Source organism: Halorhabdus amylolytica (assembly GCF_004944975.1).
In the GTDB taxonomy this organism is placed as follows: domain Archaea; phylum Halobacteriota; class Halobacteria; order Halobacteriales; family Haloarculaceae; genus Halorhabdus; species Halorhabdus amylolytica.
This window is the reverse complement of record NZ_SPQG01000008.1, coordinates 53,400-76,718: the sequence shown is the minus strand read 5'-3', so window position 1 is coordinate 76,718 and position 23,319 is coordinate 53,400. Positions and strand designations below refer to the sequence as shown.

Genomic DNA, 23,319 nt, shown 5'->3' with positions numbered 1-23,319 from the left:
CCGAAATTTACGATGGCGGAGAATTTAGTGGCACGTATGGTATCACCCAACGCTGCCGAAGGTGTCCTCCTTGGGCTGGCAGGTGGGGACGCACTCGGTCGCCCGCTCGAATTCAAATCTGGTGACGAGATCGATCGACAGTACGGCACTGTGACGGAGATGCTGGCGAACGGGTCACACGGCAAGGCTGCGGGGACAGTCACGGACGATACCGAGATGGCGTTGTGTATTGCCCGGAGTCTCGTCGAGAACGAGCGCTTTGACGGCCAAGATATCGCTAACCGGTTTCTGGAATGGTTCGAAACCGACCCGTTCGATATCGGGTTGATGACCGCCGATGCACTCAGAGAATACGGTCATGGAACGGACTGGCGCTCAGCTGGTCAGGAGGTCTGGCAACATCGATCTGAAGGCTCGAACGCTGGGAACGGCAGCGTGATGCGGTGTTCTCCCAATGCGATCGCCTTCGCAGACGATCCAGACACGCTACAACGAGTTAGCAAGCAATCCTCGGCGATCACGCATTACGACCCGCGGTGCCAGTACGGGTGCGCTATTCTGAATGCGACGATCGCCGGGTATCTCCGCGGTGGTGAGGATCCACTCGCCGACGCACTGGCCCAGGTCGACGATGACGCACCTGATGAGCTCGTCGAATCGCTCCGACTAGTGCCAGATCTAATCGACGAGTCCGATCTCGAAACGAGCGGCTATGTCGTCCATACACTCCAAACATCACTTTACGATGCGATGACGGCCGACACAGCCGAAGAGGCGATCGTGTCGGCCGTGAACCGCGGTGGCGATACGGATACTATTGGTGCCGTCGCAGGAGCCGTCGCCGGCGCTCGATTCGGCAAGGAGTCGCTTCCCGATCGGTGGCTCGAACAGCTTGAGTACCGAGAGGACCTCTCCTTGCTCGGGCGAACGCTCGCGTCAAAGAACATCGACGCGTCGGTCTAGGAATCATGCATAGAGAGGGACACATCGGCGCCGCGTTACTCGCCTACGCCCCGGTAGGATTCGTTATCTTCGTCGTGGGGTTCGAGGGGGCCGCAATGGCCGGAGCAGTCGGGGCCGGTCTCCTCGCCATGGTTCCGGATTACGACCAGCGTGTCCCCGGTATCTCTCATCGCGGAATTACCCACACGGTCTGGTTCGCCGCTCTCGTCGGGATCGGGCTCGGTCTCATTGGCGTCGCGATCGGTTCAAGCGAAGGTATCCTCACGGCGGTTGGGCTCGGCGCGTTCGGCCTGCTGGTCGGGACAGTCACAATTCTCTCACACATCGCCGCAGACGCTCTTACACCGATGGGAGTCGAACCATTCGCACCGGTTCGTGACGACTACTACTCCTACGACGTCGCCCGAGCGGCGAACCCGATCGCGAATTACGCCTTGCTCGCTCTCGGTATCATAGCGTCAGGTGCGGCGCTGGTGGCAGGTAACGTGATTTCGAGTGCCCTTCTCTGATTTGATCGAGGAATTTTGGCCGATATGATCGTTCCCCGTGTATCTGTGAAAGCCGCCTTCAGGATCAAGCTCCGAGGTACTCAGCCTGCTCCGCCTGGAGTGAAGGTCTAATGGAGGAAAGTCCTACCGTGACTCTTCACGAACCAGACTTTTGCTGACGAGCCACTGTTACAACGAGTCGGCATTAGAAAAGAAATACATATTTCCGAAATCTATATTTCCAAATCCGATAGTTCTATAGTAGTCCAAGACCACCACGATATATGGTCGAATTCGTCGATCGAGACGATGAACTCGATCGACTCACAGCGTGTTACGATTCAGACGATGCGGAGTTCTTCGTGCTCTACGGACGGCGGCGTCTCGGCAAGAGCGAGCTCGTCCGGCAGTCCGTCGCGGATCGAGACGAGGCGGTTCACTACCAGGCAGTCGAATCGACTGCACAGAACCAACTCGAGCAGTTTGTCGACACTACGACGGCGCAGTTCCCGTCGGTAGAGAATATTCGTCGCGATTGGGAAGCACTGCTGGAAGCACTGGGGAACGAAGACGCGATCGTCGTCATCGACGAGTTCCCGTTCCTCATCGAAGAAGACGACTCGCTTCCCTCACGGATCCAGCGTGTCTGGGATCAGGCGTTACAGGAGACCGGGATGACGCTCGTCCTCGTCGGATCCTCGATCAGCGTGATGGAGGAGAAGGTGCTGTCAGGGAGCGCGCCGCTGTACGGTCGCCGGACGGCGACGATCGACTTGCAACCGCTCGCTGCGGGTGATGCACGCCAGTTCTATCCTGAGTACGATGCCGAAACGGCGATCAAGACGTGGGCGATCTACGGCGGGACACCCCATTACCTCCAGACGATCGATTCCGAGCGATCGCTTGCGGAAAACGTCGAGGCGTCGATCCTCTCCGAACGAGGACTGCTCTATTCCGAGCCCGAGTTCTTGCTCCGGATGGAACTCCAGCAACCGAATACGTACTTCAGTATCCTGCGGGCACTTGCCCACGGTCGTCGCACACCGAACGAGATCGCCGGCATGGCGGGCATGGAATCACAATCGCTGAGTACGTATCTGCAGAAACTCCGCCGGCTTCGCCTCGTCGAGCGTCACATCCCCGTGACTGAATTACCGACATCGTCGAAGCGCGGTCGGTATCGAATCGCGGCTCCGCTGTTCCGGTTCTGGTTCCGGTTCGTCTACGGCAATCAGGATCAACTACGACTACTCGGCGAGGACGCCTACGACGAAATCGTCGCCCCGGAGATCGCGGATCACGTGAGTCCACTCTTCGAACGGGTCTGTCAACAGGCGTTGCCACGGTTGCTCGATCGCCAGTTCACCGACGTCGGCCAGTGGTGGTTCAAAGAAGAGGAGTTGGATGTCCTCGGATTGAGTCGGGAGGGACTCGTGGCTGGTGAATGCAAGTTCACGTCCCAACCTGTGAGTGAGGGCATCCTCTCGGATCTCGAACCGACAACGGACGAAGTCCGATGGGCGGGCGAACCAGCGGACGCCGACCCCCTGTACGTCCTGTTCAGTCGCTCCGGATACACCGACGATATCGAACGGACGGCAGCTGCCCGAAGCGACGTTCGTCTCTTCGATCTGGACGACGTACTGTCCAAATTATAACCTCCCATAACTCTCCAGATTCATCTGACTACATTGACGTTGACCTGTCTAACCTTTCAAAATGGACGTGTATCCTTCATGGAGTTCGTCGCAGTAGCCCGAGAAAGAGCCATCGCGAACGACCTGTTAGGACGGCAGACGCTCTCGACAATATCGACGTGGGACCGGCGACAGACGGAACCGACACCCACTTCTAGAACACGGGGAGATGCTCCGCTGATTGGAGACAGTATCAAATTAACCAACACTCGACAGCTGTGGAGTCGATCGTTGGTTAAGCCGTGGCGATAGAAGTACCGGAAACGAATCCGGAAATCATTATTCTATCATCATGGGCTGTGCTATGGCCAAATTTGAGCCAATTCCGGATCATTGGAAAGCCAGAAACGACCCAAGATGGCTTAACGAGATAGCATTACTGTGTCCAAGCATGACCACTGCATCGAGTTACAATCAGCAACCGATAATTTGGGGCGAGATCAATGAGTGAGCGCCTCACGCACGTGCCGTTGGATATCGAGACGTCCGGGTTCGAAACGACTGCCAAAGTAACAGTCATTGGCTTCACACTGCCACTCGGTAGTCGGATCTTTCTGAATACTGACGGCCGAGACGTCGATACAGATACCCTTGAAATCCGTCTCAGTAGAACGTTCGGAGAAGAAATCCAACTGAGCGCTCATCAAACAGAAACAGCTCTGCTGGAGGAGGTCGCTGCATTCGCTGATGAGAAGTTGGCTCCACGTGACTATCTGCTGGTAGCATACAATGGGGAACGATTCAACGGGGGCTTCGACCTGCCGTTCCTTCGAACCCGATACACGCTCCAGAACTGCAGGTGGCCGTTCGATGGGCTCCCCTACGCAGATCTCCTACCGGTGATCCAGGACCGCTTCAATACGAGAATCGACGGCGAAGAGCAAACGGGCTCGTGAGTGCATACGATACGCTTGTCGACGGCGAGCTCTCCGATCACGATCCCTTCGACGATAGTCAAGAAGCAGTAGCTGCATTTCAGAACGGACAATTTGAGGACCTGCTCGCACACAATCTCGCCGATATTCTTCGGACGAAAGCGCTCGCAGGCCTTGCAGAACAATACTGTGGGAAGTCCGAGTTCAACCTCAAGTCGCTCACCCCCTCGGCACGCGACCCGTCGCTATCAGACTGAGACCAGGGGTTCTGACCAGGTTCGTGGTCGAAGTGGACCGTAGGTGGGAAAATGCGGCTAAGAAGCAAGAATGCCTTCTTCGACGTACTGATTTTCCCACTCGCGACGAGCCTCAATCTCTCGTTTGCCCCGCCCGGTGATGGAGTAGATATTGGTTCGGCGGTCTTTCTCTCCTTTCTCGACGAGCCCCTTATCGACAAGGGTGTCAAGGTTTGGATACAGCCGACCATGGTGGATCTCCTTCTCGTAGTAGTCCTCGAGTTCCTCTTTGATGGCTAAGCCGTGCGGTTCTTCCAAACCAGCGATCACGTACAGCAAGTCTCGTTGGAAACCTGTGAGATCGTACATCTCACTAGCCACTCATATATGGTAGATATTAATTTTTACGTGATATTATGAATTGCATTGGAGTTTGGTGACTGAAACAGCTCACAGAAACACTCGAAAATCGATCTGCGGCGGTGGCAGCCGGAAAACTGGAATGGGTGGATGCTTATCCCAAGCTGAATTCATCCAACCCAGATTGTTTGCTCTCTTTTGGCTCGATCACTTGGGGTGAATCGTTACTGGGATCGTTCACTCGGGTCGAAATCGGATAGGCGTCCAGGTCCTCGCCGGGGGAGGGCTGGCAGAGTTCGTGCCGTTCTTCGGGCCCGGCTGACAGCCAGCGGTTTTCTTCGTCCTGGGGAAGGACTACGGGCATCCGATCGTGTATCGGCTCTATCAAGTCATTCGGTTCGGTCGTCAAAATCGTCACGCAGGACCGCGACTCGCCGTTTTCCTGCCATTCGTCCCAGATCCCGGCCATCGCGAATGCCGGGCCACCCTCACGGAAAATCCGATAAGGCTGTTTCAGCCCGCCGTTCCGTGATTGCCACTCGTAGAAGCCCGAGGACAGCACCAAGCACGGCCGGGACTCCCACGCCTCCTGGAAGACTCGCTTCTCGTCGACGGTCTCTGACCGAGCGTTGATGATCCCGTCACCGGGATCGTCTGCCCACGGTGGGATGAGTCCCCAGTAAAAGCGGTCGATCTCGTCCGTGGCCTCGCTAGTGATCACCTCGAGGCCGTCGCCGGGTGCGATATTGTACCGGGGCGTATACCCTCCGTCGGCGACCACCGTCGCGTCGAAGGCGGACTCGAGATCTTGCTGATCGATGAACAGCGAATTCCGGCCGCACATACCCGTGTTTTCTCGGAGATGGGACTTCAACTCCATGATGGCAAAGACGGGGGATAAATCGCATCCAGCTATTGACGTGTTCGTTCAATACAGCCAATTTACTGCGTGGTGTCTGGGTCGATCTCGCGGGCAAATCGATCAAAGAAATCCTCCATCACGTCCCAGCGTGACTCTCCGAGGCAGCGACCTGACTCCGTATACAACGCATCAAGGCGTTCACGCGCCCATTCGCGCAGGAGATCGACATCTGGCAACTCGGGGGCACCGTCAGTGAGTGTTGCTGCGTCATCGATGATGGCGTACTGCTCGCCAACGCGTCCGGAGCGTTCACCGACGATACAGGCGAGGCGAACGAGCCCGATCACGCCAGTTGCGTCGAGTTTGTCAGCGTCGAAGAGTAACTGTGCCTCGAGCGTTTCGGGATCCGGTGAACTCGTCCGGATGCTGTGTGCCCGTAGACAGTGTTCGACCGCCGCGATCCGGTCCGACGCCACCCCCTCTGCCGCGAGGAGGTTCGTGGCTTCGTCGGCCGCCCACTCGTCGTGATCGTCGATTTCCCCGATGCGTTCGAGTGGCCGCCCGATATCGTGCAGCCACGCTGCTGCGGCGAGTACATCCCGGTTGACGCCGTCTGGATGCTGAGTCGCAAGCCGGAGCGCGACGTCACGCACGCGTTTCGCGTGGAAGATATCGTGTGCGGGGAAGGCGTCCTCGTAGTATGGACGCGACAGCTCGCGGGACAAGGGGGCTAGATTGGAGGGCATCACTGTGGAAAATCGCCAGAGAACGCTTAGTTGTTGTGAAGTAAGCACACCCACTGAGCAGCGGATCAGTCAGGACTGCGGGGTAATCAATCGAGGCTGTGTGCCCCAAAGTCGGAAACCCGGAAACATCCCCCTTCCGCTTATCACTCTGGCTTCTGAACCCTCAGTCTGATGATCGAGGACGCCCGCGTCCTTCGTGAAGAGTTCGTCCCGAACGACGTAGTCCACCGAGACGCCGAAGTGAACGCACTCTCGCACGTCCTCGAACCAGTCACCGAGGGTACCCCGGCCGACTCTGCGCTGATCACTGGCCCGTCCGGCGCCGGCAAGACCACCATCACGAAGTTCACCGCCGGTCGCCTTCGCGAGAACGTCCTCGACGTCGAGTACGTCCACGTCAATTGCTGGCAGTCCTACACACGGTTCAAAGCACTGTACCGGATTCTCGAGGGGCTCGGCCAGGCTGTTGACGTCCACCGCAAGTCCACGCCGCATGACGAGCTCCTCGATCGCCTGGATCGCTACGACGGCCCACCCGTGATCGTCGCGCTCGACGAAGTGGATCAACTCGAAGACGGTCACCCGATCTACGACCTCTATCGTCTCTCGAAGTTCTCGGTGGTCCTGATTACGAACGATGAAGAGGAGCTCCTCGCCGGCCTCGACGAGCGTGTCCGCTCCCGACTCCACACGGCTGAAACCATCCACTTCGACCGCTACGACATTGACGAGTTGACCGATATCATGGCCGACCGCGTCGAACACGGGCTCGCGCCCGGCGCTGTCGATCGCGACCAGCTGCGGTGGATCGCCGATGCCGCTGCTGGCGACGCTCGCGTCGGGCTGAGTATCCTCCGGAGCGCGGCCAGTCGGGCCGATCGTGACGTGGAAGAACACATCCGGGACAGCCACATCGAGGCCGCGATCCCGGAAGCCCGCCAGGAAGTCCGCTCGAAAGCCCTGGATTCGCTTCGACAAGAGCAACGACAGGTATTCGAGATCGTCCAGGAGGCCGAGAAGCTGCCACCACGAGAGATCTACGAGCAATATTCCGAACGGGTTGACGATCCCCGGACGAAGCGAACTGTTCGCTCGTGGCTACAGAAACTCGAACGGTATAATCTTGTTGAGGCCGAGGGAAATGGCCCGAATCGGATGTATCGTGTTTGTGCAGCGAGCGAAACCAACTGAGAGAACTGATATCAGTAGCGTGTCATAGAAAGGTCCGTGTATGCCCATATTGTACAATTATTGCCAAGACTTCCGTGCAAGATCCCAGCGCGAATAAATTACTGATCGTTTGCCATCTGGCGAGAGGACGAAGTGATAGGTACAGAGTAACGGGGTTATCGCAATTCACTCAATATTCGACGAATTGGCAGACAGACTAATTTATGACGCTGAAACCCGTACTATCCGACATGAAATCGACGTACCGGTTCGCTCTGGCGGCTGGTCTGGTCGTCGCCTCTTGTGTCGTCAGTGTCCTCGCCGCACCGGATCTCCCCGAACAGATGGCGGTGCACTGGAACGCCGCTGGTGTGCCGGACGACACGATGTCGAAGCCAGTCGCACTCGCCCTCATTCCGACATTAACGGCAGTCCTCCTCGGTATGTTCGCTGTCATTCCCCGTATCGATCCGCTCGGCGAGAACATCGCCGAATTCCGCCCGATTTACGACTGGTTCGTCGTCGGCTTCACGGCGTTCATGGCGATCGTCCACGGCGGCATCGTCGCGTTCAACCTCGGCTACGAGTTCGACTTCGTGTTGTTGCTACTGGCAGCTGTGGCCATTCTCTTCTATCTCGTCGGTGTCCTCCTCGACCACGTGGAACGCAACTGGTTCGTCGGCATTCGCACCCCGTGGACGATGAGTAGTCCCGAGGTCTGGGAGCAGACGAACGCCCTCGGGGCGACGCTCTTCAAACTTACCGCGGCGGTGGCATTCGTGGGACTGCTATTCGAGGAGTACGCAATCTATTTCCTGATCGTCCCGGTGCTGGTGACGGCCAGCATCACGGTGGTGTACTCCTACTATTTGTACGAGCGCCTTGAGGAAGATCCGAGTGACGTATAACGAAGTCCAAGAATCAGATCTCCGCAGTAGCTGGATTTCGGCAGAGCTGGGAATAAATGCGCCCCAGAACAGGTACTATCGGCCGACGGCGATGGGCCGTGGCATTCTCGAGCATGGCGTAGAAGAGCTCATGCGCCGTGAACGGGAATTCAACGACACGTACTCGTAAATGGCTCGGGATCAAGCCTCGGGCATTCGCCTCGACAGCCTGTGAATCGTATGAGGCTTCCGTCGTTCACCGAGAAACTGCGAGATCGTCTCAATCATAGGGTCGGGTACCATCCGATCGCTCAAAACTTTGCGTCAGACACTTCGGCACATGTTGACATCTGTTCGCCCGATTCTGGTTGAGACCCCAATCTTTCGTTAACCAACACACCCGCCCTAAATCCGATTCTGTTGGTTAACCGCTGCTTCGGAAGTGAGGTGGAAGCTGTGATTCTTACCAGTCTAAGAATTCTATCGGCCATACACGGCAATCAACACAGGTGCCTGGAAATCCGGAAACACCCCGACAGACGGTAAGGGAGTGCTCAAGGTAACGTCCACTATGGACCTCACGAGTACTGACCGAGAATCGAATCGGTCTAACGCTGAACAGCGCTCGTCGCTCGCCGGCGATCGCCGCTGGCCGGGCCCGAATCGCGACGATCTCCTCGGCCAGCGAGCCCGGCAACGCTCATCCGCCGAGATCGACGATGCGGCCGTCGCGAACGCTGACGGCGGCCTCTCCCTCCCCGAATTTCCCAGCCTCGATAACGACTGTTACCTCCTCGACCCGGACACCGAGATGCCACGGTCGCGACGGTCGGCGACAGTCGGCACGCTCCACGCGCTCGCACTCGACACCGCGCTTTCGGCCGGGGGCGACGTCGTCTGGATCGACGCGCAGGGACACGCCACGACACACGCGTTCGCGCAGGTCGCCCCTTCCAAGCGGGCCCTCGACCGCGTCCACGTTGCCCGAGCGTTCACCACCCACCAGCACGTTACACTCGTCGATCAGGTCGGCAGGTGGCTTCGAGACGGCGCCACGTCACCGTTCGGCGGGCCCGCGACGGACCGCCCGGCGGTCGTCGTCGCGCCGGCACTGGACGCGCTCTATTGTGGCGGTGACCTGCCGGACGATGACGCACAGCCCCTCCTCCTGCGGTCGCTGGCGACGCTGCAAGCCATCGCCCGCGAACAGGACATCCCGGTCATCCTCACCCGGACCCGGCGTGACGGCCCTGCGACAGCGCTCGAGACGGCCGCCACGACGATCGCTCTCGAAGAAACCCAGTTCGGGCCGCGGTTCGAGTGTGACGAGCTCGACTTCGAGACGCTCGTCTACGATGTCGGCGACGGCATCCAGCAGACTACGATCACTTACTGGGCGGAGATCCTGGCCGCCCGTCACCCGTCCGTCGCGACTGGCGCGTCCTCGGCGGGGCCGTCCAGCCCCGGAAGCTCCCGATCGTCACCGACCATCGCCCCGGGAGATATCCGGTGATCAGCATGGGACGGACGAATCCCACCTTTCGAGACGTGCTCCGGGCGGTCGAAGACCGCTGGCAACCGTTCCGACGAGCGCTCCGCCACGAGGACCAGGAACACTTCGACCGGCTGCTCAAGCACGCCAACACCCATGCCGACGCTGCGGGGAATCTCAACCACCAGTCCCCGATCGTCCCGGTACTGGTCTCAATCGCACTCGCTCAGGAGCGGCGGATCGACGAGTTAGAGCAACGACTGATGGAAATCGAGCGCAAAGACGGTGATCTTCGACGTGAAACCGCGGGGTGAGACGCGGGAACATGGTCCTGACGATCGACTTTCTCGGTGACGGGAAGCCGCTCGTGTGGTCGCTCGAAGGGTCCGTCGACGAACCGGAATGGTCGGCGACGCGGGCAACCGAATATCGCCCGACGGTGTACGCGGTCGCTGCGAGAGGGATGCAACACCGAGATCCCGACCGGACTGCTTGCGTCGACGACCTTGCAGATCTTCGCGAGGACCTCGGGATGCATCCCGCGGTGGCAAACCTCAGCTTCGAGTGGAAGAAACCAGGATTTCGCTTCGCTGACCAGCCCGTACTCCGGATTGCAGTCGATCGGATAGAGACAGTGCGGGAGATCGCACGCTTCATCGAAGATCGCGGGCCGCCAGGACGAGTCCCGTACCGGGCATTCAACGTGGACTTCTCACCCGAATTCCGGTTCTGTCTCGAAACAGATACCGACCCGGCACCGTCGCGACCGCCGCGGCGACTCCGACTGGACTTGCCTCGTGAAGCAGCGGCGAACGAGGACCTCACCGGCCTCGAGATGAGTACCGTCGACGGCACCGACGGCAATCGTCGCGACAGCCGTGGTGAGGCCGGTGCCACCGTCGACGAAGTCCTCCACGCACTCCGGCGACAGCTACGAGAGTTCGATCCGGATATCCTCTCCGTTGAGCGGAGCAAGATCATCCCCCTGGTCGCCGACGCTGCTGACGAGCACGGCATCGACCTGGGCCTGCAACGGGTTCCAGCGGGAGTGTCGAACACGCAGGTTCCCGCTTACCAGCAACTCGCCGGCGAATCCACGTTCGAGTCCTACGGCCGCCGGATGCACTCACCGGCCCGCTACAACGTCCCGGGCCGTGTCGTAATCGATCGCTCGAACACGTTCTTCCTCGAGGAGACGAACCTCGCCGGCGCGCTCGACCTCGTCGAGCGGTCGGGCAAGCCCCTCCAGGAACTCTCCTGGGCGTCGATCGGAAACGTCCTCACGGCCATCCAGATTCGAGAGGCGACCCGTCGCGACGTGCTCGTCCAGTGGCGTGCCTGGCGGCCAGAGCGATTCAAGACCGTCGGAATGCTTCACGATGCCGACCGGGGCGGGACGACGCTCTCGCCGATCGTGGGCGTCCACGATGACGTCCACGAACTCGACTTCGCATCGATGTATCCAAACATCATCTGCGAGCACAACCTCTCGCCGGAGACCGTCCGGTGTCAGTGTCACGACCGCGACGACGTACCTGGGCTGGGGTACTCGGTGTGCGATCGCAACGGGTACCTTCCCGAGGTCCTCCAGCCGATCATCGACGATCGTGCGGCGATCAAAGAGCAACTGGCGAACGAAGACCTCGCCGTCGACGAGCGGAGAGCACTCGAGGGACAGTCGGACGCGCTGAAGTGGATTCTCGTCTCGTGTTTTGGCTACCAGGGGTTCTCGAACGCGAAGTTCGGCCGGATAGAAGTCCACGAGGCGATCAATGCCTACGCTCGGGACATCCTTTTGACCGCAAAAGAACGCCTGGAAGCCGGCGGATGGAAGGTACTACACGGCATCGTCGATTCGATCTGGGTCACCGCTCGCGACGGCGCCGAGCAACGTCCGCTTGACGAGATCGCGACGGAGATCTCCGAGGAAGTGGGGATAGCCCTCGAATACGAGAGTGGGTTCGACTGGGTGGCGTTCTGCCCGCGTCGCGACGGCCAGGGTGGGGCACTGACGCGGTACTTCGGGAAGCGTCGCGACGCCGGCGACGACGATCCGTACAAACTTCGGGGGATCGAGTGTCGCCAGCGATCGACGCCGGCGTGGGTCGCCCGGGTACAACAGAATCTCATCGACGTGTTCGACGATACGCGAGATCCTGGAGCGGTCGTCGCCGCCCTTGAGGATCACCTCGAAGTCCTGAAGGCGGGCGAGGTTCCAGCGAGTGACTTGCTCGTCCGAACGCGAGCATCGAAGTCCGTCGACGCGTACTCACACCGGACCCGGACGGTCGCGGCACTCGAACGGGCCGAGAAACTTGGTTTCGAGTACGCGCCGGGGGAGGACATCGTCTTCGTGGTCAGCGATGACGACAAGGACGGAATGGATCGGGTCAGGTTAGCGCCCGAAGTAGATGATAAGACACTCTACGACCCAAGCTACTACCGAGACAAGACAATCCGGGCGGCGGCCAGTATCCTCGGGCCGCTCGGCTGGACTAAGGAGAGGGTTGTGGACGAACTCGAGGGGCAGCAGTATATGAAGATAGGCAAGCTCCCGACAGAGATACACCACTGCTGCAAGTGAAGCATTACGCAATGACGAGTAAAGCAGTTTCAATTTGACCACACCACCGTTGCAAGTGAAGACACGAAATCGCAACCAGTCGCCGGTTTTACTTGCAAGAGTGGTGTGTCTCTGTTCCCTAAAATTTCGTCGATCCTGGACAGCGGAGGCCTTCTGAATGCAGTATATGAGTTCGGGGGTTTCCGCGAATTGACATCCTCCTCCGCGTGAACGCAGAGGAATCCCGAGCGGTGGGAGTTTCAGGTTTGCAGTCCAATCACCGGACTACCACACCTTTCGGGCACGGGTAGTCCCACAGTCTCGGTGTGGTGGACTGCTGGCGGTGCCAAACCGCCGTTACCCCTATCCTCGACCGTGTATGGCGTCCCGGTGGCAAAAACAACACCGGGACGCCAGCAGGCGTCAGCGGAGTCGGGGGTATCGTGTCGCGTACTTTGAGCAGTCGGCACATGGGCACACCCTTCGAAGATGTGGCGTTCACCGCCCGCTCTTCGGATACTATCGTCCGAGAGACAGAGTCTCTCGTGATCACGAAAATCTGCGATTTTCGAACGACCTCGTTACGTGGGCGGACAGGCCGCCTCCGCAGGACGGTTCGGAATCCGCTCCGTTCCGACCGATTCCTACAGTACTGTAATGCGAGCTGTCACTTAAACGCCGGTATTCTGAAACTCAAGAGGGGGCGTCGAATGTGGATTCTCTCCCAAGCTGACGGCGCGTATCCACGGCCTGAAGGCCGTGGTATTGCGCCTGCTCAGCCTATAAGATGTGGGTTGGGGACACACCACCAGTACATTAACCAACAAACGATGAGATCTGCCAGTGGTGTTGGTTAATAGATGAGATTGTGGGCGACAACGATCAGCAATACACCCCCCGACAGAGTGAAGAGAGTGATACGGGGTACACTAGAGTGTAATCAGTCTACGACCGGACAATATCCACGATATCACCGACACGGCTGTCGTCCTCGAGGGTGTCAAGGACGGATTCCGGATCGACGTCACCAGCGAGTGAATATGTATTTGACATTCCCTGTCCCCGGCCGCGACCATGACGATCTTTCGCCAAGACGTTCGAGTGAACGAGGTCGTTGAGCTTCTCACGGAACGTGTGTTGCTTCAACGTATTCGTATCAATGTATCCACAGAGTTCCAGATACAACCGGTGAAGGTTGGTCGTCTCTCCGGTTGAATCATTTAACTCGGCCGAGACGACAGTCAGCAACGCGATTTTGCGCTGTGTCGTTTCAGCGCCGATTGTATCGATCAGGGCTTCTTTCTCGATTTCCTCTTTCGCGGCGCGGACGTGACGCTCGGCAACAGTGCCGATACCTTCGTCATCAGCAAGGTCGCAAGCGTAGGACAGTAACTCAATGGCTTGTCGAGCGTCGCCGGTCTCTTGAGCTGCCATCGATGCGGCAAGTGGAATCGTCCCACCGTCGAGGACATCACTTCGGAGATGTGTGAAATCCTCCTGGCCATCTTCGAAGTAGGTATCACGAAGCGCCTGGACCGCACGACGCGCAAGGATATTCTTGAGATGGTTAGAATTGTATGGGTTAAACGTAATCTCTCGTTGTCCGAGGGACGAGCGAACGTCAGCGTCGAGATTGTTCCGGAACTGCAAATCGTTGGTAATACCGATGAGTCCGATTTTCACGGGATCTGGGTTCGCTCGCGACAGTTCGTACAGGACATAGTCGTCTTCGCCGATAGCGTCGATCTCGTCGAGAATGATGATGACGGTACCGCCAATAGTTTCGAGTTCGTCAAGCACCATCTCGAAAAGCTGTTTTCGCTGGTAGCCACTCGGTTCGTCGACGCCCTGCCCCTTCCGAATCTCGCGGAGCTCCTTGATGAGCCGTGTGAGAACGTGATATGATTTGTCCGCTCCCTTGCACGGGATATGAACGACTTCGAGTTGGTGATCGTTTTCGTCTGCCCACTCCTGGAGTTGATCGGCTTTCAACTGAACCCCTGCAGTCTTACCTTGACCAGTCGGTCCATACACCAAGACGTCACGGGGCGAACCGTCCATCGTCACCGGGCGCAGTGCCATATGCAATTTGTCGAGTTCGTCCTCCCGCTCGGGAAGTTCCGATGGCTTATATTTCCCGACATCGGCCTCAAGAACGTCGACATCTTGGTAGATAGTATCCTCGTTCCCGAACCCCTGTGACATCTTGGCTGGTGTATCGGTGTCATCACTAATAAAACCCCCTAGTAGAGTGATGAGAGTGATACAGGGGACGGAAGAGTGTAGGAGATCGCCTGGAGGACGGGGGGCGAAAGAGTGTAAATTCTAACGGGTTAAGACCCAGTCTTCGATAAATGAGTAACTCGAACTCCGCCAAAAGAGTGAGTAGTATCAACCCGGGGGGACGGGGGTCAGAAGAGTGTAAACCTCAACCAGTTTCGATCCAGCCTCAAACAAGAGGGGTTGATTGAGTATAAAGCTGGGATTATGAGGTCCTAGAAAGAAGATTAGAAGAAGATCTAGTTCTAGTAAATATCCGACTATAACAGGTTTTATTACCCGTTTCTGCCTTCGTACTACGTACTAGTTAACTAGTACTAACCGAAAAATATATAATAACGCGAATAGAGCTACAAAGATTCTACTTGAACCGTAGATCTGAACTATCAAGGCTTGTTCGGCGTATCTGTAGGGTGTTTACACTCTCATGCCCCCCGTGGGGTTCGCTGAATTCGAACTATTCCCTATCCCTCTCGTTAGAATTTACACTCTCATGCCCCCCGTCCCCCCGTCCGGCCGCACGGAGAAGAGATATTCGTATCCTAGAGCAAGATTTATCTCAGGAATCCCACTATCTCACCACCCTTTTCGGTTGTCTCACAGCTTGTATACCCGATTCCGTGCCTTTCTTGTGGGGAAGACTATCATTCTCCTTTGCTACTTACACTTCGATAACGGGGAGTATGGAGTAAATACGTGGTCGTGGACAACGAGAACACTTCGTGAGAGCGGGTCGCGTTGGCCCACAGAAGGTAGAGTCGTACGATGCGTCGTACTAAGAGACGCAATTCGTCAGAGCTGTCGAGAGTGTGCTGTCACCGCTTGGCTGGGATCGAACGGCGATTCGTCGAGAACTCGCGGAGACGCGGGTGCCGGAGCTAACCGATTTCTAGTGACCGAGCAGCGAATGGTTCAATAGAGAACTATGATCACGCTCCCTCCCCCCGTCATCGATGTGTAACGAAGAATCGGCGGTCCTTATGTGGGTTTGCGTATCTGTAATTAGAACTAGTTGTTCCACACCCCGTCATCGAAGTGTAAACGCAGGGTCGACCATCCCCCGTCATCGAAGTGAAAATCGGTTCAGTCTCCGTCTCTCTTGATGTTCACCGTTCGAATTTCATTTCGCACACGGGGTGTTTCCGCTCGACTTATTACTCAATTCATCTCTTACACGGAGTCCAGTACGTCTGTGTCATCCCACGGATTGTAGGCCATATTCAATATACAAAACCAGCCTAATAACTCTCTATCGTCGGAATACGGCATATTTACACTTTGCATACGGGGTGTGTGATGAGAACCTATCAGTGGATACACTCGTGATCAGGGGTGTGGTCTGTCTCAAATAGAAAAACCATGCTTCAACTGTGGAACCCTGTTCGACTGTTCGTGCCTAAAAACGGCTCTATCGACTATTAACGGCTTAATCTAATCTCAAATTCTTTCTCGTTCCTACTGTTTTCACTCTGGACGAGGGGTGTGTAGTCACCACTTTTCCAAGTGCACCAAAATCAAATAGCACACGGGGTGTGAGAAATCAATAATCGGATGTATTGACCCCCTCATTCGTCCGGATTGACTGGCCCTTTATATTTGGATGTGACCTTGTCCCCCTCTCTCCACTGCCAGTAGTAGTAGCGGTTGTCGTTAATCTCCTTGATCGTGATCGTGGCCTTCGCCGGGACGTCGTCCGGCAGATCGTCGGGACGTTCTTCGATTTCGCTTTCATCTGAGTCCTCTTCGAGACGTGCCTCGCGAGCTTTGTGCTCAGCTAGCTCTTCAGCGTAGCGGGCAACGTGCTGGAGCTGCTCAGAAGAGGACTCGTTGAGCGTATTGACGAGGTCTGTCGGGAGTTCCGCCGGCGGCGTTGGTGGCTCGTAAGACATCAGCGGTCGCCTCGTGTTAACCAACAAAGTGCGTATCGGCATAGATTTGTTGGTTAATTAGATATCGACTCGTCACGGGTTGAAGAGTATGAATAGCAAACTATTCACAAATAGCAACCCGGGAATGCTGTCGATGTCAAACCAACGGCAATCAATTAAACCTCACCGTGGAGGAGGTCGATAATTCAATTGCTGCTGTGAAACTCACGAGCATTCTCTTTCTGACTCACGGTAGGAAACGTCGAGATCGAGATCGTCGTACATGCGATCGAGCATAGCGAGTGCTGACTGAAACGTCGCATAATGCTCCCGCATGAACGCTATCGTCTCGCGTCGAGAGGTGACTGGATATCCTTCGACGTGGTCGGGGTTGAGCACCGAACGCTCGTTGAGGACGACTTGGAGAGGACCTTCTAATGATTCCTCCGGTTGTCGCTCAAATCCTGTTGGGATTCCAAACCGTTCGAAAAAACGCTGCCAGGCGTCGATGTCCTTCTCAAGGACGGCAAGAAAGAGCGGGTAGTCTCCGGGCTCGCGACCGACCTGGTAGCCCCCTTGGGTCCAGACGTAGACGGCGTCCACCTGTGTAAAGGCGAACTGCCAGTCACCGAACTGTGGGAGTACGTACGCCTCTTCGATGGACGGTGGATTCACGGCAGCACTCGTGGCTAGCAGGTCTCGTGCCGCCTTACGGACGCGATCGTCGGTCACGAACAGTCCGTCATCATATCGAAGATACCCTGCCTCCTCTAGCTTATTGACTGCTTGTCGAACCGTTTCGTAGGGGGTGTGGAGATGTTGGGCTACCGTTCGGATCGAATCTCCAGGATTGACTGCGAGCAACACTCTAACAGCAGTCTCATCAAACGGTTCGTACATCTAATAGGTGCCAATATTCTGGGAACAGTCAAATTATTTACTGTATATTGAGGCTGAAGACGGTCTGGGACCTGAGAAACTCGCTCCAGATTCGTATACTCGATCAGCTGTCGTCGGGACGAAGCGCGTTCTCGTACTTGACCATCTTCTCGGATTTATCGCCGATGGTGTCGTAGATCTGCTGGAGCGTCTCTTCAGCGGCGAGCAGGTTGTGGTCGTTGAGGAACTCTCGCCCCTCCTCCGTGAGACCGTAGAACTTCCAGGGGTAGCCCTGTCGGCGCTGGTCGTCGTCCAGGGCGACCTCCTTCACGATGCCCTCACCGATCAGCTTCTGGATGTGCTTGTAGACAGTGGCGTCACTCACGCTGGGGTTGAGCTCCTCGAGTTCGTACATCGAAGGAAGCTGCTCGGGGTGCTGGAGGATGTTGTTGATCAGGGTAAACCGCGTCTGCTGAGTGACGAAATGGATGAGTTCCCGTGGTGCCGTGTTCTCACCGTTCCCAAGGCCATCGTCCATATTCGTGTGTTCAATCGAGTACGCCAAAGTAGTTTACTTCAGAGTAAACTACTACGCAGAAGCGACTGGGAAGCAAGACAGGAGCTTACGCCTGTGGTGGAAGCTGCCCATCTGGACGTGGGACCTGCCCCTGTTTGATTTCGTGATCGACGCGACGCATATGTTTGCAGCCACCGTCTGGAGCGCGCTGCTGCCAATCAGGACAGGTACAGGATTGCCCAATAATATCGACCTCGTATCGATTTCCTGACGCCGCTTCGACTTCGTAGCGACCACCCTTGGCGAGTAGGGAGACGGTCATCGCTTCCTCGACAGCGCGTTTCGTTCGTGGCTCGAGATCCTCAGCTGAGGTGGAGCCATTCGATACGAGCATTCGGTCGCGGACGTCTCCTGCCTGTCCGCCGTCTGGAGCGACAGCGTCGTCAGTCTCCTGAATCCGGTTTTCCAAGAGTGCTTCCGAAAGGTTCCCCTCCGGCCAGAGAAAGTGGACTTCTCGTCGCTCTCGATGGTCGTAGGAGCCACAGGCAGCGGCATTCCCTTCCCAGACTCGCCATGCCCCCAGCGCGGCCATCACGGTGAGGATGACCCGAGGAACCGGTGTTTGGTCCTCAGGGTAGAACACTCGAAACCGCGTACAGTCGTCCTGTGGCGGTACTGTGTCCCACCACTCGACGTCGGACCCCCAACTGTCGTACATCGCTTTATCTCGGCCGTATCCGACCGTCACGCCATCGACCTGCGGGACCTCCTCAGGGATCGCGTTGGCATCGCCTTCGAGGAGTCGGAGTACAGCGTACCGGAGATACTCGTGTGTAGGGGAGTTCGTGGTTTGGGCGATCTGGTCGTACTGCTCTGCGACTCGCTCCGCTTCTGCCAGAACGGCTCTGAGATGTCGCTCTGTCATAATTCGGTGAGGCTGGAATGCGCCTCCACCCCTCGGCGGGCGCTCAAAAACTTAACCAACGCACCAGCCAGATATCCTGAATTGTTGGTTAATCACAGAGCTCCGGATGCGACACTCATCAGTCAGCGACACCGTCATCGGCCGTTGCCTACGGCGATCCCTGTTGGGAGATCGCCGTGTCCAACTGCTCCCAGACCATTTCGAACGCCGGCGGATCACCGGTCAGGTCCGGCAGCGTGGTCTCCCACTGGTGGCGGATCGTCTCTTGTTGCTCGTCCGGGAGCCCGTCGTTCAGATCAACGGTGAGCCCATCGTGTTTGCACTTCGCGTCGAAGGCGGGCCCCACGTCGGCAAAGTTGATCGCGACCGAATCGGTTTCGAGCAGCTGATAGAGGTCGTAGTAGTCACGGGCGGCCCCGCGCTGGTAGATCGCTCGGAGCTTTTCGGCGAAGATCTCCTCGACGCTGTACGCTTGTAGGTCGAATTCGGGCACGTCTTCGTACGCGTGCGTATGCTGAACAGGGTCGAAGGCGACGTGCTCGTCGACCATCACGTCGATGCTGGTCGTGTTGGGGTGGTTGAGGACGGCGCGGTACTGAATGCTGATGTCGACGTAGTGGGTCGGGTAGTGGTCCTGCTGGGATTCGTGGTGCTCTCGAATCTCGAATTCGATGCCAGAGCGGTCTGCAATCGTATCGAGGACCGCTCGGAGCTCCTGTTTGGACCCCTGGTACTCCCCTTCGACGCCAAAATCGAGGTCTTCCGAGAACCGCCACGACTGCGGGAAATACAGCTTGGACAGCGCGGTCCCGCCTTTGAACAGGAGGTTGTCGCCGTAGTCGCTCGTGAAGATGCCCCAGAGGAGCCACGAATTGACGTAGTTCTTTTCGGCGTACCCTTGCCGAACCCCCAGTTCGCGAGCGAGAATCCGGAGCCGGTCCTGACTGATCATCGCGATCAGGACTCCGTCGGCTCCAGCATGGCTGGCTCGACGTTGATTCGGAGGCGATACGTACTGTCGGTCGATCCAGTGTCGGGCCGCGTGGGGTCCAACAGGGAGTACCCACTCGTGAACGACGCAACGAGTTCTTCGCGGGCGGGGAGGTCGATGCCGAGCTGGTCGGCGAGGTAGATGATTCGCTTGGTCGCAGCGCCGTTGTCGAGGCGTTCGAGGTACTCGCCGACGATGTCCCACTCGCAACCCCGTTCGTCGGCAGTACGCATCGCGGTCGCAAGTTCCCGAAGGCCTCCACAGAACTCGGGATGGTCCGCACAGTCGACCAGCGTCTTCTCCAGGTCGCTGACCTGCACGGTCGTACCCTCGATGGATGTCGGCTCAAAGCCGAAGAACTTCCGCTCGGTGACTGTCGTGACGCGGTACGGGACACCGTGGATCTCTCGGCTTTGCGCTCGGGTCGGCGTGACGACGTACACCGTCCGGGGAACCTGTTCGGTCAGCCCGTGGTGGCTGAGGGCGCTGTAGTAGCCGATGTACATCGGCTCGGCGACGTGGGCGGCGATGAGGTACTCGTGGGTCGTGTACACGGCCTCCTCGCCGGCTGTGAGTGGAATGATGAGATACGTGCCCGGGAAGAGCCGGTCGAGCCAGCCCTTCTCGGTGAGTCGGGAGGCGATCTCGCGGGCGGTATTTGGGGGGACCTCCAGCGTCGTCTCGATGTCGTCGACGGAGATGATTTGGTGACCCGCGCCAGCGAGTCGTGCAAGGAGTCGACTTTCTCGAGTCGAGAGACCCTGGCGTATATTTTGCGTTTGTTCTATGGTACTCATACCTGCGTTTCTTACATAAAGTATAAACACGGGCCTGCTTTAGCCTTGCGACTGTCGCGAACGGCGGAGACGAGCAGACTTAACCAACGAAATTGGGGGTGTCGACTCGAGTGTTGGTTAAGAATTCAGACGGCGTCTTCGAGCACGTCGATGAGCTCTTCTGCTGTGGAACTGATCCGGTCGAGACGGTTACGAACGATCTCGGGATCGTCCGACTCCCACGCGGCTAGGTAGAACGCCGACCCACTGGTATCCAGCCCCCAGTACCGCCCGACGACGTAGGCGACGGCTTCGGCCTCGACTTCGCGTTTCGCCCGCTCGGTGTCGTCGTCGACGTCGAAGTGGAGCAGGGCGTGTGCGTACTCGTGGATCAGCGTCCGCGCAAGGTCGGCATCGTTCGCCCGATCACGCACCTCGACCCGCGGTTGCATATCGACGAGACTCAGCTGCTCGCAGATGCCTTTCGCCTCGCCGTGCGTCCACTCCGCTTCCGGAACGATCCGAACCGTCACGCCAAGTTCGTCGGCGGCACCAGTCAGCCGACCGACGAGGTCGCCGGCGTCCCCGGTCGCTTCCGTGTCCAGGTCAGGAAGCGGCTCGCCCTCGGTCTGGGAGACGTCGAACACCGGCGCGGGCTTGAACCCGACCAGGCCCTCGGACCACTCCTCGGGCGGCGTCTCGTCGTACTCACAGTCGCTGTCCTCGTGGTAGCTCGGCGAGTTCTCGCACTCCGGACACTGCTTGGTGATGATCGGCGCCCAGATCCAGATGGCCGACTCGCCCTCCTGGACGTGCCGGTCGAACTCCTCCTGCCACGTTCGGTAGCCGGCGACCTTTGTCGCGTCGGGGTACTGCCGCTTGATCAGCAGCGTGTTCCGATAGGAGTAGTCGTGGAAGCGGCTCTGGACGTCCAGCCACTCCTGGAACTCGGCGCTGGCCTGTGCGTCGTCGACGCCGGCGACGAGGTCGTCGATCCACTGTTCGATGGTACTGTTCATCTCGTCGGATCGCGTGTCGGTCTGGTCGAAGGAGACCGACGAGTCTCTGGTCGTGGACATGGTGGTCACTGAATCGGATGAACGCGATTTCGCCAGTTCAGAACGCGCCGCACCCCTCAAGGGCGGATGAACAACCCTCGAGGAACGCTATCGAAGCTCGGCTGTATTGTCCGCGAAGCCGACCGTGACGAGATACTCGAGGAATTCGTCGAACCGATCCACGTCGCTGGGCGTGTCGGTCGCGAGGTGTCGGGCCCACTCGATTGCCCACTGAAATGCAGGATCAGCTCCGCCCTTGCCGTGAATGTACCACCAGCGCGCCGCTTTCAGCACGACGAGCGGGTTCGTCGGCGGCTCCGTACTCGCCAGCGCACGGGTCAGCGACTGGATTTCCTCGGGAACGTCGCTTGCGTGGACATCGCCGGACTGCGTGTTCGCGATATCGACGGGAATCTCGTCGATCGAGACATCTCTCGGTGACTGTTGTTGACTCACGGAAATCACCTGACTGCGAGGGCGTTCGCTGAAGCCCTCACCCTCTCAGGGGGCGAAAAAAACCACAGTCGGTTCGGCGGTGTCTCAGCGGCCGATGGTGCCCTGGCGTGTAATCGGCGCGTCTGGGTTGATGCTGAACGCGACGATGGTGGCGTCCTCGGTTGCAGTGACCGCCACATCGTCGTCGCCGGTTACGAGTGCGCTCTCGGTGTACCCGACCGGCTCATCACCGACTTCGACGGCCCCGTCGAAGACGTACAGGTAGGTATGGCGGCCGGATTGCGACGGGAGCGTGGTCGTGGCTCCGGCTGAGAGGCGGCAGTCGTAGAAGTCGACGTCGTTCCGCACGGACAGCGGGGCGTCGGTGCCTTCGGGGCCGAATAGGTGACGCCATTCGCCGGCGACCGGATCGGGAATCGGCTCGTGCTGAATGCCCGGTTCGAGGTTAAGGCTGTGTGGCCGGACGAAAATCTGGAGCATCCGTAGTGGCGGGTCGTCCGCGAGCGTCTCCTCGGAATGCCAGAAGCCGCTGCCGGCGTTCATCACCATCAGATGGTCGGAATCGGTGACCAACTGGTTGTCCTGGCGGTCGTCGTGGCGCATCACGCCTTCGGGGACCCACGAGATGATCTCCTCGTTTTTGTGCTGGTGCATCCGGATCAGGGTTCCGGGGTCCATGAACGACTCCACGACGGTCGCCAAGGGCCCGTAGCCGTGATCGTCGTGGTCGGGGACGGCCCGCCCGGGGAAGTTGAAGTGGATCCGAAACTTGCCCTGGTTCTGCGAGACATCCGTTCGCGGCGCCGTGTAGATACGAGAGTGGGTCTGTGCGGAAGGCGACTCGTCCATTACCCTGTGTAGTCGCTCACCCGCTAAATGGGTTCTGCGCTCCGATTCCTGGCTTCCCACTGAGTAGTGGATCGTATCCCTCACGCCGGCGGCAAGTAGATACTCTGCTCGCCGGCGATTTCCTCGAGGTTGTTCCGGTGACGGTGGCTGAAGTAGCACTCGTAACTGCAGTAGCCACAGATTGCGCCAGTATCGTATTCGGCGACGTACGGGCCGCGGCGAGTTCGCCAGACGTTCGTCCCGCACTCGGTACAGGCGGCGTCCTCGAGATCGGCAGGACTCGGACCCTCGTACCCGACGTTGAGCCCCTCGTCTTGCGGTGTCGTTTCGGGCCAGACCCCGTATTGCTGCCAGAACTCGCGGACGCGGACGAGGCTGTGA

The 23,319-nt window shown here is 58.2% G+C and carries 23 protein-coding genes and 3 pseudogenes; 12 read left to right on the top strand and 14 right to left on the bottom strand.

The window, feature by feature from the left end:
• Positions 1–36 precede the first annotated feature (36 nt).
• The 5 genes from E3374_RS11175 (at position 37) to E3374_RS17695 (ending at position 4,280) form a co-directional block, all read left to right on the top strand.
• Complete coding sequence (locus tag E3374_RS11175; RefSeq protein ID WP_136689164.1) at positions 37–963, top strand: ADP-ribosylglycohydrolase family protein; 927 nt, start codon at positions 37–39, stop codon at positions 961–963.
• A gap of 5 nt (positions 964–968) precedes the next feature.
• Positions 969–1,472, top strand: a complete 504-nt coding sequence (locus tag E3374_RS11170) for a metal-dependent hydrolase (RefSeq protein WP_136689163.1) — start codon at positions 969–971, stop codon at positions 1,470–1,472.
• A gap of 263 nt (positions 1,473–1,735) precedes the next feature.
• Positions 1,736–3,109, top strand: a complete 1,374-nt coding sequence (locus E3374_RS11165; RefSeq protein ID WP_136689162.1) for an ATP-binding protein — start codon at positions 1,736–1,738, stop codon at positions 3,107–3,109.
• Positions 3,110–3,591: 482 nt separating this feature from the next.
• Complete coding sequence (locus tag E3374_RS11160; RefSeq protein WP_248299464.1) at positions 3,592–4,044, top strand: ribonuclease H-like domain-containing protein; 453 nt, start codon at positions 3,592–3,594, stop codon at positions 4,042–4,044.
• Positions 4,041–4,280 (top strand): hypothetical protein, encoded by a 240-nt coding sequence (locus E3374_RS17695; RefSeq protein ID WP_248299463.1) that lies wholly within the window; start codon positions 4,041–4,043, stop codon positions 4,278–4,280. The genes E3374_RS11160 and E3374_RS17695 overlap by 4 nt, the downstream gene beginning before the upstream one ends.
• 57 nt (positions 4,281–4,337) lie before the next feature.
• Here E3374_RS17695 and E3374_RS11155 read toward each other — a convergent pair whose 3' ends face one another.
• The 3 genes from E3374_RS11155 to E3374_RS11145 all read right to left on the bottom strand — a co-directional run bounded on the left by E3374_RS11155 (position 4,338) and on the right by E3374_RS11145 (position 6,227).
• Positions 4,338–4,628: a PadR family transcriptional regulator gene (locus E3374_RS11155; protein WP_136689161.1), complete on the bottom strand. Its 291-nt coding sequence runs from the start codon at positions 4,626–4,628 to the stop codon at positions 4,338–4,340.
• Between the two features lie 145 nt (positions 4,629–4,773).
• Positions 4,774–5,463, bottom strand: coding sequence for an SOS response-associated peptidase (locus tag E3374_RS11150; RefSeq protein ID WP_136689160.1), 690 nt, complete (start codon positions 5,461–5,463; stop codon positions 4,774–4,776).
• Positions 5,464–5,561: 98 nt separating this feature from the next.
• A complete protein-coding gene (locus E3374_RS11145; protein WP_136689159.1) occupies positions 5,562–6,227 on the bottom strand; it encodes an HD domain-containing protein in 666 nt (221 codons plus the stop codon).
• 171 nt (positions 6,228–6,398) lie between these two features.
• Here E3374_RS11145 and E3374_RS11140 point away from each other — a divergent pair, with 171 nt between their 5' ends.
• The 6 genes and pseudogenes from E3374_RS11140 (at position 6,399) to E3374_RS11115 (ending at position 12,360) form a co-directional block, all read left to right on the top strand.
• Positions 6,399–7,418 carry a Cdc6/Cdc18 family protein gene (locus E3374_RS11140; protein WP_136689158.1) on the top strand — a complete coding sequence of 340 codons (1,020 nt, stop codon included), beginning with the start codon at positions 6,399–6,401 and terminating at the stop codon, positions 7,416–7,418.
• Positions 7,419–7,648: 230 nt separating this feature from the next.
• Positions 7,649–8,305 carry an SdpI family protein gene (locus E3374_RS11135; protein WP_136689157.1) on the top strand — a complete coding sequence of 219 codons (657 nt, stop codon included), beginning with the start codon at positions 7,649–7,651 and terminating at the stop codon, positions 8,303–8,305.
• A gap of 73 nt (positions 8,306–8,378) precedes the next feature.
• Positions 8,379–8,474: pseudogene (locus tag E3374_RS18015) on the top strand (ArsR family transcriptional regulator); the annotation flags it as partial.
• 381 nt (positions 8,475–8,855) lie between these two features.
• Complete coding sequence (locus E3374_RS11125; protein ID WP_211194950.1) at positions 8,856–9,797, top strand: P-loop NTPase family protein; 942 nt, start codon at positions 8,856–8,858, stop codon at positions 9,795–9,797.
• 5 nt (positions 9,798–9,802) lie between these two features.
• Complete coding sequence (locus tag E3374_RS11120; RefSeq protein ID WP_136689156.1) at positions 9,803–10,090, top strand: hypothetical protein; 288 nt, start codon at positions 9,803–9,805, stop codon at positions 10,088–10,090.
• An 11-nt stretch (positions 10,091–10,101) separates the two neighbouring features.
• Entirely contained in the window at positions 10,102–12,360 is a 2,259-nt protein-coding gene (locus E3374_RS11115) for a type B DNA-directed DNA polymerase (RefSeq protein WP_136689155.1), read from the top strand.
• Between the two features lie 924 nt (positions 12,361–13,284).
• On the opposite strand, the gene E3374_RS11110 is transcribed toward E3374_RS11115, so the two are convergent.
• Positions 13,285–14,544: a Cdc6/Cdc18 family protein gene (locus E3374_RS11110; RefSeq protein WP_136689154.1), complete on the bottom strand. Its 1,260-nt coding sequence runs from the start codon at positions 14,542–14,544 to the stop codon at positions 13,285–13,287.
• A 765-nt stretch (positions 14,545–15,309) separates the two neighbouring features.
• Between E3374_RS11110 and E3374_RS18010 the strand changes: the two are divergent.
• A pseudogene (locus tag E3374_RS18010) lies at positions 15,310–15,512 on the top strand (type B DNA-directed DNA polymerase); the annotation flags it as partial.
• A gap of 672 nt (positions 15,513–16,184) precedes the next feature.
• Here the strand turns inward: E3374_RS18010 and E3374_RS11100 are convergent.
• The 10 genes and pseudogenes from E3374_RS11100 to E3374_RS17690 all read right to left on the bottom strand — a co-directional run.
• Positions 16,185–16,508: a hypothetical protein gene (locus tag E3374_RS11100; RefSeq protein ID WP_136689153.1), complete on the bottom strand. Its 324-nt coding sequence runs from the start codon at positions 16,506–16,508 to the stop codon at positions 16,185–16,187.
• Positions 16,509–16,712: 204 nt separating this feature from the next.
• The gene (locus tag E3374_RS11095; protein WP_136689152.1) at positions 16,713–17,387 is read right to left on the bottom strand and encodes a MarR family transcriptional regulator; all 675 of its coding nucleotides are present in this window, start codon (positions 17,385–17,387) and stop codon (positions 16,713–16,715) included.
• A 103-nt stretch (positions 17,388–17,490) separates the two neighbouring features.
• Positions 17,491–17,904 carry a helix-turn-helix domain-containing protein gene (locus E3374_RS11090; protein WP_136689151.1) on the bottom strand — a complete coding sequence of 138 codons (414 nt, stop codon included), beginning with the start codon at positions 17,902–17,904 and terminating at the stop codon, positions 17,491–17,493.
• Between the two features lie 85 nt (positions 17,905–17,989).
• Positions 17,990–18,808 (bottom strand): hypothetical protein, encoded by an 819-nt coding sequence (locus tag E3374_RS11085; protein ID WP_136689150.1) that lies wholly within the window; start codon positions 18,806–18,808, stop codon positions 17,990–17,992.
• Between the two features lie 148 nt (positions 18,809–18,956).
• Positions 18,957–19,760 carry a nucleotidyl transferase AbiEii/AbiGii toxin family protein gene (locus E3374_RS11080; protein WP_136689149.1) on the bottom strand — a complete coding sequence of 268 codons (804 nt, stop codon included), beginning with the start codon at positions 19,758–19,760 and terminating at the stop codon, positions 18,957–18,959.
• Between the two features lie 5 nt (positions 19,761–19,765).
• Positions 19,766–20,596: a type IV toxin-antitoxin system AbiEi family antitoxin domain-containing protein gene (locus tag E3374_RS11075; RefSeq protein WP_136689148.1), complete on the bottom strand. Its 831-nt coding sequence runs from the start codon at positions 20,594–20,596 to the stop codon at positions 19,766–19,768.
• 125 nt (positions 20,597–20,721) lie between these two features.
• Positions 20,722–21,654 (bottom strand): M78 family metallopeptidase domain-containing protein, encoded by a 933-nt coding sequence (locus E3374_RS11070; RefSeq protein WP_136689147.1) that lies wholly within the window; start codon positions 21,652–21,654, stop codon positions 20,722–20,724.
• Positions 21,655–21,741: 87 nt separating this feature from the next.
• Entirely contained in the window at positions 21,742–22,089 is a 348-nt protein-coding gene (locus E3374_RS11065; RefSeq protein WP_136689146.1) for a hypothetical protein, read from the bottom strand.
• A gap of 84 nt (positions 22,090–22,173) precedes the next feature.
• Positions 22,174–22,938, bottom strand: coding sequence for a pirin family protein (locus tag E3374_RS11060; protein ID WP_136689145.1), 765 nt, complete (start codon positions 22,936–22,938; stop codon positions 22,174–22,176).
• An 80-nt stretch (positions 22,939–23,018) separates the two neighbouring features.
• A pseudogene (locus E3374_RS17690) lies at positions 23,019–23,319 on the bottom strand (DUF6610 family protein); the annotation flags it as partial.